This is a genomic window from Neisseria lisongii (assembly GCF_028463985.1).
In the GTDB taxonomy this organism is placed as follows: domain Bacteria; phylum Pseudomonadota; class Gammaproteobacteria; order Burkholderiales; family Neisseriaceae; genus Neisseria; species Neisseria lisongii.
Window position 1 is genome coordinate 1,911,816 of the sequence record NZ_CP116766.1, and the last position, 19,340, is coordinate 1,931,155.

A 19,340-nucleotide genomic window follows, 5' to 3' on the forward strand; every position below is an offset into this window, starting at 1 on the left:
AACTGAATAATCCATACAAATTAATCCGGCACTTGTAGAGTGTGCGCAAAAGCACGCACCTGTTCTGTGAGTTTTATGTCGAAGCCGTCTGAAAATCTGATTTTAGCTGCGCAGAAACTCACTTTGCTCGTTTTGGCGAAACCTTCGGTTTTAGCTGCGCAGAAACTCGCTTTGCTCATTTTCAGACGGCATTCATGTAGAATTTAAAGAACACGTGCCTGCTTAGGCAAGCACGCTACACACCGTTCCCCGTCCCGCTGGCAGGAAGGGGTTAGGAGAAGGTGGTTCACTTGAGTTGTAATATTTTTTGGGTTAATTCATTATAGTTGGAACCCCGAATTTTCTGTACAAGTCGGTAAGCCAATGGCGGTCAGATTGAATTTGGAATGTACTGGAAATTTGGTTAATCTGCGATAAATAAAAGGGAAAACCGTGAACATTACCGTTTTAGCCGTCGGCACCAAAATGCCCCGCTGGGTAGATGAAGCCGTCAACGAATACGCCAAACGCTTCGGGCGAGACGTTCACTATACACTCAAAGAAATCAAACCCGAAAAACGGGGTGCAGGGGTCAATGCCGCCCAAGGCATGGCGGCCGAAGAAAAACGCATCTTAGAAGCCGTTCCCGCCAACGCCTACCTGATTGTCTTGGACGAACGGGGCAAAGCCCCGACTTCTGTCGAGCTGGCAGAACATCTGAAAAACTGGCAGCAAAACGGCGAACACGTCTGCTTCGTAATCGGCGGTGCCGACGGCATGACCGACTACCTCAAACAACAGGCACGCATGATGATCCGCCTTTCCAGCCTGACCTTGCCACACGGCATGGTTCGGGTGTTGCTGACCGAACAGCTCTACCGTGCCGTATCGATTCTCCATAATCACCCGTATCATCGGGAATAGGAAAACGGGATTTGCGGCGAATGCCGATTAAGTTGATTAAGCCGTACACTTTAAAAGCATGGCAACGCAAACCACCTTTTCCCGATTCTAGCGAAACTTTTGGTTTTAGCTTCGCAGAACTCATTGCATGAGTTTTAGCTTCGCAGAAACTCGCTTTGCTCGTTTTCAGATGGCATTCATGTGGAATTTAAAGAACACGTGTATGCTTAGGCAAGCACGCTACACACGATTCCCTGTTTCAATGGCGTAACGGCTAAATGCAGACCGCCGCTGTCCGCCGGTTTGTAAGGCTTATCGGCGGGCTTAGAGTTCTTGATTTGTCGGTCATTCAGGGGCATTTGGGGGTATTTTTTCAGGGGTATTTTCAGGATACCCCCAATAATACCCCCAGATGTTTCTTTATTCAATTAGACGGCATTAGATGATATTAGACAGCCGAAAAGCAAAAAACCAAGCGCAAAGCCCGATGGGCTGGGCGTTTGGTTGGCGGCGTTCGATAGTATTGGATAAAAAAATATCCCCGAAAAAGGGGATAGTGGTTGCGGGGGCAGGATTCGAACCTACGACCTTCGGGTTATGAGCCCGACGAGCTACCATGCTGCTCCACCCCGCGTCAGAAAGGTAAACTATACGGGTTATTTGTTTGGCTGTCAAGCGTTTGTGCGGGAATGTTTGATAGTGTTTTGCTTTTTATGGATTTTTTATGGTTGCGTGGGAATGCGCAGCAGCTTGGCAATATGTAAATAGAGCAGGTTGGCGCTGGCAATCACGGCAATCAGGCGAAAGACGTGGAAAGCGGTTACTAAGGGGATGCCCAGTTGCAGGGTTTTGGCGGTGATGGTCATTTCGGCAACCCCGCCGGGGGCGAGTGCCAGTCCGAGGGTCGGCATCGGAATATGGCTGAAACGGTGCAGCAGCCATGCCATCAGGGCGGTGAAGGTCAGGCTGATGATAACATTGACCGCAGTCAGTGCCAGCAGGCGCGGGGCTTGACGGAAAAAACCGGGCTGGAATTTGTTGCCTAGCGACCAGCCGATCAGCAGTTGCCCAAAGTGGGCGATTTCAGACGGCATGGCGGAAAGGTGGATTTGGTTGGCGGTCAGTAAAATGGTGAACAGCAGCGGGCCGAATGTCCACGGGTTGGAGAGTTTGATGCGTTCGAGCAGCAAGCCGCCGGCTGCACCGAGCGCAAGCAGCAGGGCAAGCAGGCCGTAATCGATGTGTCGGGGAATATTGAGGAGGGTATCGTCTTGCCCGTGCCAGCCCGCCAGTTGGTAAACGGCGGGAACAATGCTGACGACCAGCAAGATACGCAGGGCATGGGCGGCGACGACTTGGTCGGTACGTGCGCCGTGCCGGTGGGCAATGGTCGCCATTTCGCTGGCGCCGCCGATACAGGAAGCGAACCATGCGGTTTTGAAATCGGTCTTGCCGAAGCGGTAGAGCAGCAGGCTGCCGCCGATACCGAGTAAAACGGCAAACAGCATACCGGCGATCAGCCAGTGGACATGGGTCAGCAGCAAGCCGACCATTTGCGGCGTGAAATACAGGCCGAGCGAAGTGCCGATAATGATCAGGCCGATTTTGCGGCCGTTGCTGCTGGATCGGACAGGTACGCCGTTGAGGTTGAGCAGGGCGGTGGTCAGCAAAGCGCCGAGCAGCCACGGAATCGGCAGCCGCAGCCACACGGCGGCCAGCGCACCGAGCAGGGCTGCGGAGAAACCGGATAAATAGGGGAAAAGCGTGGCTGGTGTCATGGCAGAGGCCGTCTGAAAATAGGGGATATCCGACAGATGGGAGGAGAAATTTTTAACTGTCAATTTCGCTGTATTGCCTGCGGCGGAACAGAGTGCAGACACTGCATTTTCAGACGGCCTGTCTGAAAAAACAACAACCGGCAGCCGTGGAAGCTGCCGGTAGTGCGGTTATGCAGTCTGTTTACGGCGGCGCAGCCAGCGCAGCAGCGGCAGCAGAACCATAACGCCCGCCAATACCCACAATGCTTTAGTAATCGGGCTGTGGAACAGAATGCCCAAATCGCCTTGCGAAATCGATAAGGCACGGCGCAGGCTGGATTCCATCAACTCGCCCAAAACATAACCCAGAATCAGAGCAGAAAGCGGGAAATTGAGTTTGCGCAGAATATAGCCGAACACGCCCAGAGCAATCATCAGAATCAGGTCGAAAGTGGTGCTGTGAATCGCATACACGCCGACAAAACTCACGGCGGCGATGGACGGAATCAGGATATAGTTCGGCATATTCAACAGTTTGGCAAACAGGCCGACCAGCGGGATATTGAGCAGCAGCAGAATGATGTTGCCGATAAACAGCGAAGCAATCAAGCCCCACACAATATCAGGCTGCTCGCTGAAAAGCTGCGGCCCCGGCGTGATGTTGTAAAGCGTCAGTGCGCCCATCATCACGGCAGTCGTGCCTGAACCGGGTACGCCCAAAGTCAGCATGGGGATAAACGAGCCGCAGGCGGAAGCATTGTTGGCGGCTTCGGGCGCAGCAATGCCGCGCAAATCGCCTTCGCCGAATTTGCCGTCTTTACCGGCAATTTTTTTCTCGTTGGTATAAGTCATGGCGCTGGCGATGGTTGCGCCCGCACCCGGCAGAATGCCGACCACAAAACCGACCACGCCGCTGCGGATAATTGCGCCGAGGCTGAACAGCAGCTCTTTCAGGTTAAACAGCGTGCGTTTGCCCTGTTCCAAGGCTTTTTGCCCTTTTTCGGTGTGTTCCAGCATAATCAGAATTTCGCTGACGCTGAAAAAGCCGATCACAATGGTGGTGAACTGAATGCCGTCTGCAAGATTGACCGAATCGAAAGTAAAGCGGTACACGCCGGTTACAGCGTCCACGCCGACAGTTGCCAAGCCCAAACCGATTAAGGCGGAAACGGCGGTTTTGACCGGCTGGTCGCCGACCAATCCGCTCAAACAGGTAATGGCGAACACCATTAAAACAAAATATTCCGCCGGACCGAAAGCCACCGCCCAGTTGGCCAGCAGCGGCGCAAACAGCACTACGCCGATGGTGGCGATGGTGCTGCCGGTAAACGAGCTGAACGCCGAAAGCGACAGGGCAATGCCGGCTTTGCCCTGTTTGGCAAGCGGATAGCCGTCCAGCGTGGACATAATCGCCGCCGCATCGCCCGGCACGTTAATCAGAATGGCGGAAATGCGGCCGCCGTATTCGCAACCCAGATACACCGCCGCCAGCAGAATCAGCGCCGATTCGGGCGGCAGGCCGAGTGCGTAGGCAAACGGCAGCAGAATCGCCACGCCGTTGATCGGTCCTAATCCCGGCAACATGCCGACAATCGTCCCTAAAAATGCGCCAAACAGCGCCAGCATCAGGTTTTGCGGCTGCAGCGCCACGCCGAAACCGCTCATCAGATAGTTGAAAGTATCCATGTTTTTTGTTCCTCAGCCGAAAAATCCGACCGGCAGCGGAACATCCAGCAGACGGTCAAACAACAGATAAAAGCCGATGCCCAGCGCAATGCCGGTTACGGCGCAGGCAGTATTGCTGCCGCCAAACAGTTTTCCGACGGCAAACACCATGGCGGCGGTTGCCAGCGGAAAGCCCAGTATTTCAAACAAAATGCCGTAAAACAGCAGGGCGAGAAAACAAAACAGCAGTTTTTTCAGCAAAGAAGGGGTATAGCCCAAATCTTCGCTTTGCTTGGGGCGCAGTGCCAAAAACAGACTGCACAGCGCCAGCAGCGACAAAATCATTGCCGGATACGGGCGAGGGCCTAAAGGATCGTAACTGATCGGCGCTGTGTAGCCCCATGCCAGATAGAGCAGGAACAGCGAAACGGCCAGCAACAGCGCCGAGAAACAGCGTTCAAGATTCATAAACATACTCCGAAAGCGCACAGATGGAAGCGTTTTGAGATAAAAGGTTGGGGAGATAACGGTTTTCAGACGGCATGCCGTCTGAAAACCGCTGTTGCCGCATCAGAGAAACAGCGGCAGCAACCTTATTTCTGATTCAGTTCAAATTCGTTAGACAAAGCACGCATTTCTTCGGTGGTTTTCAACACATACTGATTCAACTCGTCGCCGGTCATCGCAAACGGCAGCAAGTCCCGATTGGCACGCAGTTCGGTAAATTTCGGATCTTTCAGCATGGCATCGAAATGCGTTTTCCACCATTGGTAGGCGGCATCGCTGACTTTCGGACCCATGTAGTAGCCGCGGATAACCGGCCATTCCACCGCATAACCCTGTTCTTTGGCAGTCGGAATATCTTTCAGCTTGCCGTCCAAACGCTCCGGCGAGAACACCGCCAATACACGCACTTTGCCCGATTCGATATGCGGACCCATTTCGGCAATACCGGCGCTGACCACGCTGATGTGGTTGCCCAGCAGCGCCGTAACCGCCTCGCCGCCGCCTTCGAGCGCAACGTAAGTCATGTCTTTAGGATTCACGCCGGCCGCACGGGCGAGCATGGCGGTTTGCAGCCAGTCCTGACCGCCCACACTACCGCCCGCACCGAAACTGATGGCTTTCGGGTCTTTTTTCAGCGCATCGGCCAAATCCTGCAGATTTTTCAGCGGCGATTCAGCGTTTACCGCCACCATACCGTAGTCCGTGCCGACAGCCGCCAGCCAGCGGACATCTTTTTCAGAATATTGGCCGAACTTGCCCTGCGCCAGATTCAGCAGCGAGCCGGTCGAAAAAGCCACAATCGCATTATCGTTGGCCGCATCGTTGGCAACGATTTTATTGTAGGCAACCGCACCCACACCGCCCGGCATATAGGTAACACGCATCGGCTTGTCGAGCTGCTTGGTGTCTTTCAGACCGCTTTGCGCCAGCTTGCAGGTCAGGTCAAAGCCACCGCCCGGCTTGGCCGGAGCGATACATTCCGGTTTGGACGGCGCACCGGCTTCGGCAGCTTTTTCTTGGCAGGCACTTAAAGTCAGCGCCGCCGCCAAAGCAGCAGTCAGCGTTGCGTAGGATTTGATGTTCGGCATGGATTTCTCCTTTTTTCTGATTAAACGGTATATCTCTGCTGCGCAGGAATATTGTTGACAATTACACAAAACTACATAAAAAAGAGAAATTAACGGTATTGTAATTTTTTGTCAATCAGGATTTATTTGACGAAGATGGAAATTTAGTTTAACAGTTTGTTTTTGCATAAAGATAAATTGGTTTGGCACAATATTTACAGACGGTTTTTCAAAATTGAACAATTATTCCCGATAAGGCATTTGGCGAAACGAAAAAACAGCTTTTTACAGATTTTCAGACGGCCTCACGAAAACATAAAGGCCGTCTGAAAGTGGGGCTGGGTGAATTAGAATTTGGCTTCTAATGTTATGTTGAAATTACGTCCGGGAGCGCTGAAGCGTTCGATACCGCCGTGGGTTTGGTTATGAACACGGTTGACGGTGCCGAATTCTCGTATGCTGCGCAGGGTATCCCATGTGTAGTATTTTTTATTGAACAGATTGAAAATACCGCTTCGTAAAGATACGTTTTTGCCGAATTGATAATGTCCGATCAGATCAACCAAAAAAACATTGCGGCTGTGTTTGACAAACGGCCACGGTTCGTTCGGTTTGTCATAGGCTCTGGAAGTGTCTTCGGCTTTTTTTCTGGCAAAATAACTCAGGTTGGTGCCGATACCCCAGCGGTTTCCGGGGTGTTTGTAGCCGATTCCCCAGACGGCGTTGAACGGTTGGAGGGCGTTGAGTGGGATGTCGTTGTCGGCCGAGCCTTTAATGTAACTGGCTGCTATATTGGTGTATGTGCCGTCGGGCAGTCCGATACTGTTTAAGTCCCACCGGCCTTGGAGTTCCAAGCCCTTGACAACAGCATTGTTGCGGTTTCTGTTTTGGTAGGTTGGGGAAATCCAGGATTCTTTAACAATATCGCCGTTGCTGTTTAAAGTTTCGTGTTGGATGCCGCCGATATAGACGAAATCAATGAAGTTTTTATAACGTGTTCGGAAACCGGACAGTTTCAGATTGCCCCATTTCCCGTGCCAGTCGATGCCCAGTTCGATATTTTTTGAACGTTCGTCTTTCAGGTCGGGATTAGGCTGTACATAGAAATCTCGATGTGGGAAGAAAAACCACATTTCATCGGTAGTCGGCGAGCGGAATGCTGTGCTGTATTTGCTTTGCAGCGTCAGGGACGGAACAATGTTCCAATCCAAACTTGCCGAGTAGCTTGGGGCTTTGAATGAGGCTTGTTTATCCCAGATATTCTGCCATACCAGCTGACGCTTGACATTCGGTGTAAGACTGTCGCTTTCCAACGTATTCATATTAACTTTGTCATAGCGTGCGCCCAAACCGAGTTTGACTTTGTCGCCGAAGCGGATTGTGTTGTCCCAATAGATGTGCTGTTTTTTGTTTTCTGTGCTGACCAGAAATTCGTTGGTGTCTTTCTTACTGCCTAAAATATCGGGGTAAAACAGCAGCGCAAAATATTCCAAATTGCTGTTGCGGTATTTTCCTTTGCTCAAGCCTGCGCCGTAGGAAGTATCCCATGAAATGTTGTGCCAATCGGCGTGTTTTTCTGCCGATATTTGGAATTGATTCAAATTTTGATATAAACCCCGCCGTCTGAAAAAGACTTCGGTATTGCGCCCCTGTATGTTTTCTTTCAGGGGGATGTCCCAAGTCATGGTGGTCATATCAATCTGCTGTTTGTCGGCGTTGAGTTTCAAGCTGTCCCAAGGACCGTTTTCGAGATGGTTTTCGTATTGAAGGCCGGTACGTTTACGGTAGCTGACATCATTACGCAAACGTTTGTCTTGCGAAATATAGCTGAACAGGTTGGACAGTTCGTCTGTTTTCCGGTCTTGTCGGTAGTCTTCATAAACGCCGCTCAAGTAATTGGAAGGTGTAAAGTGATAGCCCAATTTGACCAGAGTGCTTTTGCTGGCTGTATTTTGAGGGTCAGGCGTGGCACGGGCGACCCCTTTGTAAGAAAAACTGTTTTCATCGGTGTAGTCTAAGACGGTATCGGCTCCACCGCCGTGGTTGCGGGTTTCATGACCGTGGCGGCGGGTAAACACAAATAGGCCGTCTGCATTGCCCGCTCTTCCTGCTAAAGTTGTGCTGCTCATCCATTGGCTGGATTTGCTGCTATAACCGCCTTTGAGACCGATATAGTAATTTTTACCGTCTTGCAGATAGTCTTTGGGAGATTTGGTTTTGTATAACACGGCTCCGCCCAGTGCGCCGCTGCCGGCAGTCAGGGAGTCTGCACCTTTCAAAATTGCCACTTCGGAAATATTTTCCAATTCGGCAGCATTGCGGTTGGTGTTGAAGTTGCCGTATGCTCCGAACAATTCCTGAAATGCTTCCGACGAACGGCTTTCTGCCTGAGCCAAACCGTCAACGCTAACGGCAACTCTGTCTTTATCTACGCCTCTGACGGCAAATCCATTGGAACCGGCACGTCCGCCTTCGGTAACCGAAATACCGGGATCGTAACGTACCATGTCGTGAATATCCTGTATCAGGTATTCATCTAATTTTTGGCGGCGTATTTTTTCAGTTCCCAGTTTGGCTGCGGTTTTGTTTCCTTTAACTTCAACGGTTTTCAGCTGTATGTCTGCGTCGGGTTCGGATAATGCGGTTTCGGCATGCAGTGCCTGAGCCGAAAATGCGCTGCTGAGGAGTATAAATAAAACAGTCGGTTTGAAGGTCATTTGTTTTTTCATCATTCTGTCATCCTTATTTCAGAGGCGTTAAGTCGGTTGATGTGTCTTCGGTATTCCAGCGTCTGCCTTCGATAGCGCCACCGAAAACGCTGTCTAAACGATGATCGGGAGCAAAGGTAACTTTACCGCCGATTTCTTGACCGGCAGGGGAATACCAGCTTGATTTGCCGAAAAATCCTCCTTCTACCTGACCTTCTTTGCCGTCTGAAAGGGCGCTGCCGTGGAAGCGGTTTCCGGTTACATTGACATCTTGAAAATCAATATCTGCACCAAAATCGGGATTGCCGATGATTTTCCCGCCTAATTTACCTGTGTTGAAGTTGACGGTAATTTCTGATTTGATCGGATGTTCTCTGTTACTGTTGTCGTAGGATGAAGAAACTGTTTCTCCATTTTTAGTACGCAAAGCCCAGACTTCATAAGTTGCCTTGCCTTTAGCATGGCCGTCGTTGTCGGATGCGCCCTGCATTTGAGCAGGATCTGCCAACATACCGCCGACAAATAAGTCGGCAGTACCGTTTTTATCTATCCATGTGCCGTAGCGCAGATAATCACCAATCTGGGTAGCTTTGAAGTTTGATGATTGACTGCTGTTGCCGCAACAAACAAATAATTTGCCTCCGTTGTCGGTCGGTTGGGCATCGTGGCGGGTTTTCAGACTTTGATCAGGGTGGAATGAGTTGGGGACAATCGGATCGGTATATGTGCTGAATAGATAAACGTTGCCGTCCGGTGTGCGGTAGGCCAATTTGTTTTTGAGTGAAGGACCGAAAAGGCCGTCTTCTTTTACCTGCCAACTTTCTATTTTGCCGGGTTGGCCGGTGCCGGTATTAAATGTTTGCAGTTTGATATCCGGCGTTTGGCCGGCAATATCAGGGTGTCCGGGGTCTAAGGCGGAAAGTGTCGGAATCGGAACGATAGATTGAGGAATTTCGACGGTGCCGCCGCCGGCGCAGGCGGTTAATATGGCTGACAGGCACAGGCTGAAGTAAGGCCGTCTGAAAAATAGGTGCGTCATACAGTTTCTCCAAAATATAAATGACGGGTTGGGATATATGAATAATTTATAGGTAATGCTGGAATCTGCAGTGTTTGGGCTGCCTGCCTTCACGGCTTTTTCATGGCAGTAGAGTATGACTGCTATGGAAATAACAATTTCAGCGGTACTTTTTGTGTTGGATGGATAATAGAAAAGATATTTTTGGAATCAGGGCGAAACCATTTTATGTAATAATAGTTATTCCTATTATCATTAATGGTGTAATATACTACTAATGTAAAGTTAGTGCAAAAAAATTTTATGATTGCTTAAGGGAAAAATGTATATTCACAGGATGATTGTTTTGCTGTTGTCTGCATGGTGGTTACCGGCTGCTTTTGCCGGTATGGATTCGAACGAGCAGCGGGAAGCAGTTTCAGACGGCCTTCGGCAGGAATACTCTGCAATCAAAGCGCAGCAGAAGCCGTGGTTGGAGACAATGGATTTGGTTGCGAGGCAACAGGTAAAACAGAGAGCGGAACAAAATATTCCAACCGTAACGGATGAGGATTTGCAGCTTCGTCCCGAATTGATGCACAGTTTGATGACACAAGCATTGAACAGCCATAATCTTCATGTGTTGGAATCATTAACTGCTGTTTATAGGCAGCAGCCTTGGGCTGATGCGGTATTATTGGCTCGGGCTGAAGGCATGATTGCCCGTTTTCAAGGGCATTATACCCGTGCGGTTGAAACTTACCGCAGGTTGTATGAAACGCATGCTGATGATAAACGCATCGTGCTGGATACGGCTGCAATACTGTTTGAAGACAGGCAGTGGAAAGAGGCGGATCGGTTGTTTGCCGAAGCGGAGACCGATTTGGCTGTGCCGGAAGGAGTTCGGGATAATATCCGGGTTTACCGGCGGAAAATTGAATCGGCAGGGAACTGGCATATCGGAGGCAGTGCCAGCGTTGCCTATGATAAAAATATTAATGATGCTGCGCCTGCGTACTGTTCGCCGTTGGGCTGTGTCGATCAGAAAGCTGAAAATGCCGTCGGTATCCACTATCAGGCTTCCGTGGAAAAAAACACGCCTCTGGTCGGCCACCATAATCTGCTGTTTCGCAGTTATCTCAACGGGAGCAGTTATTATTTGGATAAGAAATCACAATACGATCATGCGTTTGGGCGGGCGTATCTGGGCTGGCAATATCAAACTGCACGAACCGGATTAAATGTATTGCCGTTTTATCAGGGGCAGTTATCGGGTAGTGATAGATGGAGGGCCAAGGCCGAGCGCAGCCATACTTTAAAAATGGCTCTGTTTTCTCAAGCATTCGGTATTCAGACGGCTTTGTCGCATCAAATCAACCCCCGATTGCAGTTTTTTGCTTCTGCCGAGACTTACCGGCAGCGTTATCGGGAACCGGAACGTGCGGAACACAGCAACGGGCAGCACTACAGTCTGTATGCTTCGCTGGCATACAAACCGTTACCGGCGCATACGGTTTTTGTGGGATTGGGCGGCGGCATAGTCAAACCTGAAAAAACAGAGTTGAAAGGACGCATCAATAATACGGGCAATATCCGCCGCTCCGTCAGCGGCGGGTGGCGGGCGGTGTGGCCGAAATTGGGCGGTTTAAATATGCAGATTCAGACGGCCTATACCGACCGAAGATATCGAGGGCAGGCATTGAATACTGATTTTGAGTGGCAGCAGCAACGTAATCGTGAAACAGCGTACAGCATTTCGGTTGCGCATCCGAAACTCTCCGTTGCTAAGTTGATTCCCAAATTGACATGGGAGCAGCAGCGCATATACAGCACCCACAAATGGGCAGTGCGCAGGAATAACCGGATTGTGGTAGAAATCGAAAAAACATTTTAAATAGAAACGGGCTAATGGTTTGGTCTTACCCTGACGAAGGCCGTCTGAAAACCGGCGGCGGGCGGGGTTCTGTCTGATTGCCGGGGTTACTGTATAATGACCGGTCTGATTCGATTTTCAAATGATAAGCATATTATGTCCCAAGCTGATTTGACCCAAACGCTTTCTAAAGACCGCCATTTTCTGCAAACTGCTTTTAAAAATCCGCAACGTTTCGGCGGGATGGAGGCGGTGCGGCAGAAATATCATAAGTCGCACGAGCTTTTTTTGCGCCGTTTGGCGAAGTTGCCCAAGCCGGAATATGCCGGTAATTTGCCGGTACACGAGCGGTTGGCGGAGTTGAAAGCGGCGATTGCGGCGCATCAGGTAACGATTATCTGCGGTGAAACGGGTTCGGGCAAAACCACGCAGTTGCCGAAAATCTGTTTGGAACTGGGGCGGGGCGTGTCGGGCTTGATCGGGCATACCCAGCCGAGGCGTTTGGCGGCACGCTCGGTGGCGGAGCGGATTGCGGAAGAGCTGCATTCGGAAATCGGCAGCGTGGTCGGCTATAAAGTTCGGTTTAACGACAATACGTCCCGTGAGGCTTATGTGAAGCTGATGACGGACGGCATTTTGTTGGCGGAAACGCAGACCGACCGTTTTTTGTCAGCGTATGACACGATTATTATCGACGAGGCGCACGAGCGCAGTCTGAACATTGATTTCCTGCTCGGCTATTTGAAACAGCTTTTGCCAAAACGTCCTGATTTAAAAGTGATTATTACTTCGGCAACGATAGATGCCGAACGCTTTTCCAAACATTTCAACAATGCGCCGGTGTTTGAAGTCAGCGGCCGCACTTATCCGGTGGAGATTCTCTACCGACCGTTGCGCAGCACCGATGAAGACGATGCGGAAATTGAATTGACCGATGCGATTGTCGATGCGGCGGACGAGTTGGCACGTTTGGGCGAGGGCGATATTTTGGTGTTTTTTCCGGGCGAACGGGAAATCCGTGAGGCGGCGGAGGCGCTGCGTAAATCGCCGTTGCGGCGCAATGACGAAATCTTGCCGCTGTTTGCCCGCCTGTCGCATTCGGAACAGCATAAGATTTTCCATCCGAGCGGCGGCAAACGGCGGATTGTGCTGGCGACCAATGTGGCGGAAACGTCGCTGACCGTTCCCGGCATTAAATATGTAATCGATACCGGTTTGGCACGGGTGAAACGTTATTCGGCCCGTGCCAAAGTCGAGCAGCTTCATGTGGAAAAAATCTCGCAGGCGGCGGCAAAACAGCGGGCGGGGCGTTGCGGACGGGTATCGGCGGGCGTGTGCGTGCGGCTGTATGCGGAAGACGATTTTGCGCAGCGGCCGCCGTTTACCGATCCGGAAATTATCCGCAGCAATCTGGCGGCGGTGATTTTGCGGATGGCGGCGTTGAAACTGGGCGATGTGGCGGCGTTTCCGTTTCTCGAAGCGCCCGATCAGCGTTATATCAACGACGGTTTTCAGGTGTTGCTGGAGTTGGGTGCGGTTGATGAGAAAAACGGTTTGACCAAACTCGGCGAACAGATGGCGAGATTGCCGGTTGATCCGAAAATCAGCCGTATGCTGCTGGCGGCGAAAAAACACGGCTGCGTGCAGGAAATGCTGGTGATTGTGTCCGCCCTGTCGATTCAAGACCCGAGGGAGCGGCCGCTGGAAGCCCGTGAAGCAGCGGCGAAGGCGCATGAGCGGTTTTACGATAAACAGTCGGATTTTCTGGCCTATCTGAATATTTGGGACAGCTTCCAGCGGGAGCGGGACAAAGGTTTGTCCAACCGCCAGCTGGTGCAGTGGTGCCATCAATATTTTCTGTCGCACTTGAGAATGCGGGAATGGCGGGAGCTGCACGCCCAGCTTGCCCAAATTGCGGTGGAAATGGGTTTGACGACCAAAGAACAGGCTTTCAGACGGCCTCAGCCGCAGCAGGCGTTTCAGCAGAGCGAGGCGGCGGGCGATCAAGACCTTTCCGCCAAGCTCAAGCAAAAACAGTTGGACAAAAAACAGCACCGCAGCAAAATCCGTGCCGACAAAGAAGCGGGCTACGAGCAGATTCACCGTGCGCTGCTCACCGGCCTGATTGCCAATGTCGGCATGAAGTCGCCCGAGGGCAACGACTATCTCGGCGCACGGGGCAGCCGTTTTCATCTTTTCCCCGCTTCCGCCCTGTTTAAAGCCAAACCGAAATGGGTGATGGCGGCGGAACTGACCGAAACGTCCAAACTCTATGCCCGAGATGTGGCGGTGATTCAGCCCGAATGGATGGAGCAGGAAGCCGCCCACCTGATGCGTTACCATTATTTCGAACCGCATTGGGCGCAGAAACGGGGCGAAGTGGTGGCGAGCGAGCGGGTAACGTTTTACGGCTTAACCGTCTTGCCCCGCCGCCCGATTGCCTACGGCAGAATCGCCCCCGACGAAGCCCGGGAAATCTTTATCCGGGGCGCACTGGTGGCGCAGGAATGCGATTTGCAGGCGGCATTTTTTGTTCACAATAAAAAACTGATTAAAGAAATCAGCGAGTTGGAACATAAATCCCGCAAGCAGGACGTGTTGGTCGATGATGAAGTACTGTATGAATTTTACCATCAGCGTTTGCCGCAGATGGTGGAAATCGGCAGGCCGTCTGAAAAATCATCCGAGGGCGCAACCCAAGCGGCGGATACCGCATTTTCAGACGGCCTCGCCGGTAAAGGCCGTCTGAAAACCCAGCCGCTGGCGGACATCCGCACGTTCAATACATGGCTCAAACAGGCAGAACAGCAACAGCCCAAGCTGCTGTTTCTCAGTCGGGACGACCTGATGCAGCACGCCGCCGCACACGTTACCGAAGAACAGTTCCCGCCGTTTTGGAAAACCGCCGACGGCAGATTCAAACTCAGCTACCGTTTCGAACCAAACCATCCGCTCGACGGCGTAACCCTGACTTTGCCGCTGACTTCGCTCAACCGCCTCAATGCCGCAAGTTTGGAATGGCTGGTTCCCGGTATGCTGCGGGAAAAACTGCAACTGCTCGTCAAAGCCTTACCCAAACAAATCCGCCGCATCTGCGTACCTGTTCCCGAATTTATCACCCGCTTTTTGGAAAGCGAACCCGAACGTAACGAGCCGATTATTCCCCAACTCGCCCGCTTTATCGCCAAAACCGCCGGCGATATGCGGATTTTGGAACAAATCGACCAAGATTCATGGTCGGTACACGTTTTGCCCGACTATTGCTACGTCAATCTGAAAATTATCGACGACGGCGGTCAAGAGCTGGCGAGCGGCCGCAAACTGCACGAATTGCAACAGCAACTCGGTCAAGCCGCCGCCGTAACCTTCCGCGACAACACCCAAGAATTCGAGCGGGACAAAGTAACGACATGGGACATCGGCAAATTGCCCGAATCCATCAAATTCGCCAGAGGCAAACAGCAGCTCACCGGCTATCTCGGTCTGCAAAAAGAAAAAAACGGCAACATCGCCCTGCGCCTGTTCGACACCCAAGCCGCCGCCGCACAAGCCCACCGGCAAGGCGTGATCGAACTGATGAAGCTGCAACTCAAAGAACAGGTCAAAGACCTCAACAAAGGCCTGCAAGGTTTCACCCAAGCCGCCATGCTGCTCAAACACATACCCGCCGACAACCTGCGGGAAGACCTGACCCAAGCCGTGTGCGACCGTGCCTTTATCGGCGAAGACGAATTGCCGAGAGACGAAAAAGCCTTCAAAGAACAAATCAAACGCGCCCGCAGCCGCCTGCCCGCCGTCAAAGAAGCCCTCAGCCGCTACCTTCAGGAAACCGCCGCCGCCTATGCCGAACTCAACGGCAAAACCGGCAGCGGCAAACACCCGCTCGCCCACCTGCTGCGCAACCGCCTGAACACCCTGCTCGCCGAAGGCTTCGCCACCCGCACCCCGTGGACGCAATGGCCCCGTTTACCCGTGTACCTCAAAGCCATGACCCTGCGCATGGACAAATACATCAGCAATCCCGCAAGAGACCAAGCCCGTGAAGCCGATATTCAGGAATTGGAACAAATGTGGCAGGAAAAAACCGACACCCTGACCAAACAAGGCTTGCCCGTTTCAGACGGCCTTGCTGCATTTAAATGGTCGGTTGAAGAATTAAGAGTGTCGCTGTTTGCACAGGAATTGAAAACACCGTATCCGGTGTCGGTGAAAAGGTTGTTGAAACTATGGGAAGAAATGAATAAAGGTTGATAAAATAGGATTAAGGAGTATTGAAATGAATGTGCCAATGAATAAGGTAGCAGTACCTGAAAAAGTTGAGAGGGTTTTGGAAATAGTTCTTAAAGGATTTGGAATATTAACAATATTATCTGTCTTTTTTGGTGGAGTAGTAGTTTTGAACTATCTAAAATCTATATATCAAGCTGAATTGTTTCCTGATGTAATTTCTCAGGTAAATGGTTTTGTGAGTATCGCTGCCCTTTTTGTTTTTTATGCTTTTCTTATAATTATTTTTCCATTTAGTTTATTTTTGGTAACTATACATAATACGGATCAAAGGATTTATTTGTTTAATTATAAAGAAAATATCAAAAATATAGCTGATTTTGGCATATTGGAAAGAATAGTAACTCTTTCAAAATTAAAAGAGATTAATGGATTAATAGATAAATTAGAAAATATGAAAAAGGGAGATGAAGAAAATTTAGAGAAAAATCATAAAAATATTCAAGAAGAAATTAAAAATTCACAAAAAAAATTAGAGAGATGGAAGAACTTTGAAAATGGAAAAAAACTTTTAAAAGAGACTGGTAATGCGAAGGATTTAAAAGAATTAGATGATTTTTTTGGTTGGCTTAAAAAAATTAAAAATACTTTAGATAGTGAGTTAAAAGAAGATAAAATATTTAAGGGTTTCCTTCGCAAGCAGGATTTTTTTATTCTACTACAGGGTTTGTTATGTGCTGTACTGCTTTACTTAGTGTATACAAGATTCTCTTACTATTGTGTTTTAGGTTTAGTATTATGGTTCTGCATCCGATGTTTCATCCACTATAAATTTAAGTGGGGAAGTTTCTTTACATCTATTTCTGTATTTTTATTATGTTTATTTTTTTGTATATGTCTGATTTTTAAAGACTTGTACACGTCAGAAATTTTATACCCTATTCGTTTTATAGAAAAACCTCAAGACTCATCTTGGTATCTATTAACGATTGATAAAGAAAATAACCCGTTGCATCCTGAAGATTTTGTGGAAATGAAGAAAGAGTTTAAGCCAGGTATAAAAGAGTTTAAGCTAGATATATGTGAAAAAGATGATTACCTTTTAAATTATCGGCTAGCAGCTAGAAAAAATGCTTTATATGGCTATATGGCATGGAGTTTAGGGGATACGAAAGTATTTTGTCCTGAAAGTGCTATGAATTTGCAAAATAAATATGAAGCAAAAAAATGTCTGGTAATAAAAAAGGATATGATACAGCCATTAAATCCTCAATATATTTCGGGTGCTGTATTAAAATGAGGTAATTCCTAGCATTTATAGTAAATACACTGAATAATTCATACGGTTTTTAAACAGGGCGTAGGTTGGGTCGAGACCCAACATTAATTTAAAAAAATCTTGAAACATAAGATTTTGTTGGGTTACGCTCGTGCCTCGCTAACCACAACCTATGCCTGCTTTTGTATGGAAAATTCGGTGTTTTAACTATATTAAATACATTCCTAAAGTTAAGGCCGTCTGAAAATCAGATTTTCAGACGGCCTGTTTTATTTACCGTTTACACGGTTTTAATCGTTCAAAACGGGCAACCATTTACTTCCCGGCTTTTAACACCCGTTTGGCGAAAATCATCATGCCGGTGATGAAGAATGCCAGGCCGAGCCATTTGGCGGCGGTGTCCCAGTTGTCCAATGCGAGGGCGAGCGGGGCATCGCTGCCGCCGTTGGTTACGGAGAAGGCGATGATAAAGGCGAGAATCACGCCGATCAGGCTTTCGCCGACAATCAGGCCGGCGGCAAACAGAGTGCCGATGCGGTCAGCGTTTTTCAGACGGCCTTCGCTGTTGCTGCTGCGTTTGGCGACGGTGTGTTTCAGGAATGCGGCCAAAATAGCGCCAATCACAATCGGCATATTGACAGACGGCGGTAGGTAGATGCCCATGCCGACTGCCAATACGGGCAGGCTCATGCGGGAGGCGGTGGATTTTTTCAGCACGATGTCAACGATAATCAGGGCAACGCCGATGGCGATACCGGTGAAGATGTAGTTCCATTGCAGGTTGTGCGAGAAAATGCCGGTGGCGATGGTGGTCATCAGCGTGGCTTGTGGTGCGGCGAGGGCTTGGGCGGCATCCATGCCTTCGCGCGGCATGGCACCGGTGAAGCCGTAGGCTTGGTAGAGCAGTTCCAATACCGGCGAAATCACCAGTGCGCCGACAACGCAGCCGATAATCAGGGCGATTTGCTGCCGCCACGGGGTGGCTTTGACGAGGTAGCCGGTTTTGAGGTCTTGGAGGTTGTCGTTGGAAATCGAGGCAACGGAAATAACGGACGAGCCGCAAAACAGTGCCAGTGCCAGCATAAATTTGCGGTTGGCTTCATCGGCAAACATGCCGCCGGAGTCGCCGATCAGCAGTAAAACCAGTGAAATGGCGATAATCGAGATAATGCCGATGCCGGAAATCGGGCTGGAAGACGAGCCGACCAAACCGGCCATGTAGCCGCAGGCGGCGGCGACGAGAAAGCCGATCAGTGAGGCAAGCAGGGTGCAGACAATCACCAGCAGCCATGCCAAACCGCCCGAAATGTGGGCATCGGCGACAAATTGCCAGAAGGTCAGTGCCAAAATCAGCATCATGCCCAAGGTCCACAAAATCATGGCTTTGGGCGACAGGTCTTGTTCGACCCGTTCGGCGGAGGCTTCCGAACCGCCTTTGAAGGCTTTAAACGACAGGCGCATGCCTTCGGCCATCGGTTTCATCAGGGTAATCAGCGTCCAGATGGCGGCAATGCCGATGGTGCCGGCGCCGATAAAGCGGACTTTTTCTTTCCAAAGCTGCATGGCAAAGCCGACCATGTCGAGATTTTCAGGTTGCGGCAAATGGGCGGAGAAGTAGGGAACAGCGCCGCCCCATGCGATGAAAATGCCCAGTAAGATTGCCAAACCGCCGGTCAGGCCGACCAGATAGCCTGCGCCCAAGAGCGCCAGTGAAAAACCCATCGGAAGTTGGAACACGGCTGCGCCGCTTTTGAACCAGTAGCTGGCGCTGTCGGCGGCGATACGCAAACCGTTGGTGCAGAAGCTCACAATACCTGCCAGCAGACCGCCGGTGGCGATTTCGGCAATGCCGCTGCCGCCGGTTTGTTTTCCGCCTTCATGTTCGCCGCTACCGACTTTCAAAATTTCGGCCGCCGCTACGCCTTCAGGATAGGGTAGGTCGCTTTTGACTACCATTGCATAGCGCAGCGGAATGGTGAAAATCACGCCGAGAATGCCGCCCGCCATACACAGCAGCGTGGTTTGCCAAAACGGAAAACCGTTCCAGTAGCCCGCCATCAACAGGCCGGGCAATACGAAAATAATGGTCGAGAGCGTACCCGCCGCCGAAGCCTGCGTCTGTACCATATTGTTTTCCAGAATATTGCTGCCTTTGGCGAATTTGAGCAGCGCCATGGAAATCACGGCTGCCGGAATCGAGGAAGCAAAGGTGAGGCCGACTTTGAGGCCGAGATAAACGTTGGAGGCGGTGAAAACCACAGTAATCAATGCCCCTAAAATCATGCCGCGCAGCGTCAGCTCGCGGTAGCCGGCATAGGGGTCGTGCTGGTGTTGTGTCATTTTATGCTTTCTTTTTTACGGGAACAGCTTATGTTGTG

Annotated in this window: 12 protein-coding genes and 1 tRNA gene; 4 read left to right on the forward strand and 9 right to left on the reverse strand. The window is 50.5% G+C overall.

The features are described 5' to 3' along the window. Nucleotides 1-20: 20 nt before the first annotated feature. Nucleotides 21-179, reverse strand: a complete 159-nt coding sequence (locus PJU73_RS08910; protein ID WP_237090443.1) for a hypothetical protein — start codon at nucleotides 177-179, stop codon at nucleotides 21-23. A gap of 253 nt (nucleotides 180-432) precedes the next feature. On the opposite strand from PJU73_RS08910, the gene rlmH reads away from it, so the two are divergent. Next, entirely contained in the window at nucleotides 433-903 is a 471-nt protein-coding gene (rlmH, locus tag PJU73_RS08915; protein ID WP_237090442.1) for a 23S rRNA (pseudouridine(1915)-N(3))-methyltransferase RlmH, read from the forward strand. A gap of 536 nt (nucleotides 904-1,439) precedes the next feature. Here the strand turns inward: rlmH and PJU73_RS08920 are convergent. The 7 genes from PJU73_RS08920 to PJU73_RS08950 all read right to left on the reverse strand — a co-directional run bounded on the left by PJU73_RS08920 (nucleotide 1,440) and on the right by PJU73_RS08950 (nucleotide 9,625). Then, nucleotides 1,440-1,516: transfer RNA gene (locus tag PJU73_RS08920), tRNA-Met, on the reverse strand. 88 nt (nucleotides 1,517-1,604) lie between these two features. Then, the gene (locus PJU73_RS08925) at nucleotides 1,605-2,660 is read right to left on the reverse strand and encodes an AbrB family transcriptional regulator (RefSeq protein ID WP_237090441.1); all 1,056 of its coding nucleotides are present in this window, start codon (nucleotides 2,658-2,660) and stop codon (nucleotides 1,605-1,607) included. A 168-nt stretch (nucleotides 2,661-2,828) separates the two neighbouring features. Beyond that, nucleotides 2,829-4,325, reverse strand: coding sequence for a tripartite tricarboxylate transporter permease (locus PJU73_RS08930; protein WP_237090440.1), 1,497 nt, complete (start codon nucleotides 4,323-4,325; stop codon nucleotides 2,829-2,831). Between the two features lie 12 nt (nucleotides 4,326-4,337). Continuing rightward, entirely contained in the window at nucleotides 4,338-4,772 is a 435-nt protein-coding gene (locus PJU73_RS08935; protein WP_237090439.1) for a tripartite tricarboxylate transporter TctB family protein, read from the reverse strand. Nucleotides 4,773-4,897: 125 nt separating this feature from the next. Further along, nucleotides 4,898-5,899, reverse strand: coding sequence for a tripartite tricarboxylate transporter substrate binding protein (locus PJU73_RS08940; protein ID WP_237090438.1), 1,002 nt, complete (start codon nucleotides 5,897-5,899; stop codon nucleotides 4,898-4,900). Between the two features lie 326 nt (nucleotides 5,900-6,225). Then, nucleotides 6,226-8,610, reverse strand: coding sequence for a TonB-dependent hemoglobin/transferrin/lactoferrin family receptor (locus PJU73_RS08945; protein WP_237090437.1), 2,385 nt, complete (start codon nucleotides 8,608-8,610; stop codon nucleotides 6,226-6,228). Nucleotides 8,611-8,620: 10 nt separating this feature from the next. Continuing rightward, a complete protein-coding gene (locus PJU73_RS08950) occupies nucleotides 8,621-9,625 on the reverse strand; it encodes a transferrin-binding protein-like solute binding protein (RefSeq protein ID WP_237090436.1) in 1,005 nt (334 codons plus the stop codon). Nucleotides 9,626-9,926: 301 nt separating this feature from the next. Here PJU73_RS08950 and PJU73_RS08955 point away from each other — a divergent pair, with 301 nt between their 5' ends. The 3 genes from PJU73_RS08955 (at nucleotide 9,927) to PJU73_RS08965 (ending at nucleotide 16,983) form a co-directional block, all read left to right on the forward strand. Next, nucleotides 9,927-11,477 carry a surface lipoprotein assembly modifier gene (locus PJU73_RS08955; RefSeq protein ID WP_237090435.1) on the forward strand — a complete coding sequence of 517 codons (1,551 nt, stop codon included), beginning with the start codon at nucleotides 9,927-9,929 and terminating at the stop codon, nucleotides 11,475-11,477. Nucleotides 11,478-11,612: 135 nt separating this feature from the next. Further along, nucleotides 11,613-15,707: an ATP-dependent RNA helicase HrpA gene (gene hrpA / locus PJU73_RS08960; protein WP_237090434.1), complete on the forward strand. Its 4,095-nt coding sequence runs from the start codon at nucleotides 11,613-11,615 to the stop codon at nucleotides 15,705-15,707. Nucleotides 15,708-15,732: 25 nt separating this feature from the next. Beyond that, nucleotides 15,733-16,983 carry a hypothetical protein gene (locus tag PJU73_RS08965; RefSeq protein WP_237090433.1) on the forward strand — a complete coding sequence of 417 codons (1,251 nt, stop codon included), beginning with the start codon at nucleotides 15,733-15,735 and terminating at the stop codon, nucleotides 16,981-16,983. A 294-nt stretch (nucleotides 16,984-17,277) separates the two neighbouring features. Here PJU73_RS08965 and PJU73_RS08970 read toward each other — a convergent pair whose 3' ends face one another. After that, a complete protein-coding gene (locus tag PJU73_RS08970; RefSeq protein ID WP_237090432.1) occupies nucleotides 17,278-19,302 on the reverse strand; it encodes an OPT family oligopeptide transporter in 2,025 nt (674 codons plus the stop codon). Between the last annotated feature and the right edge of the window lie 38 nt (nucleotides 19,303-19,340).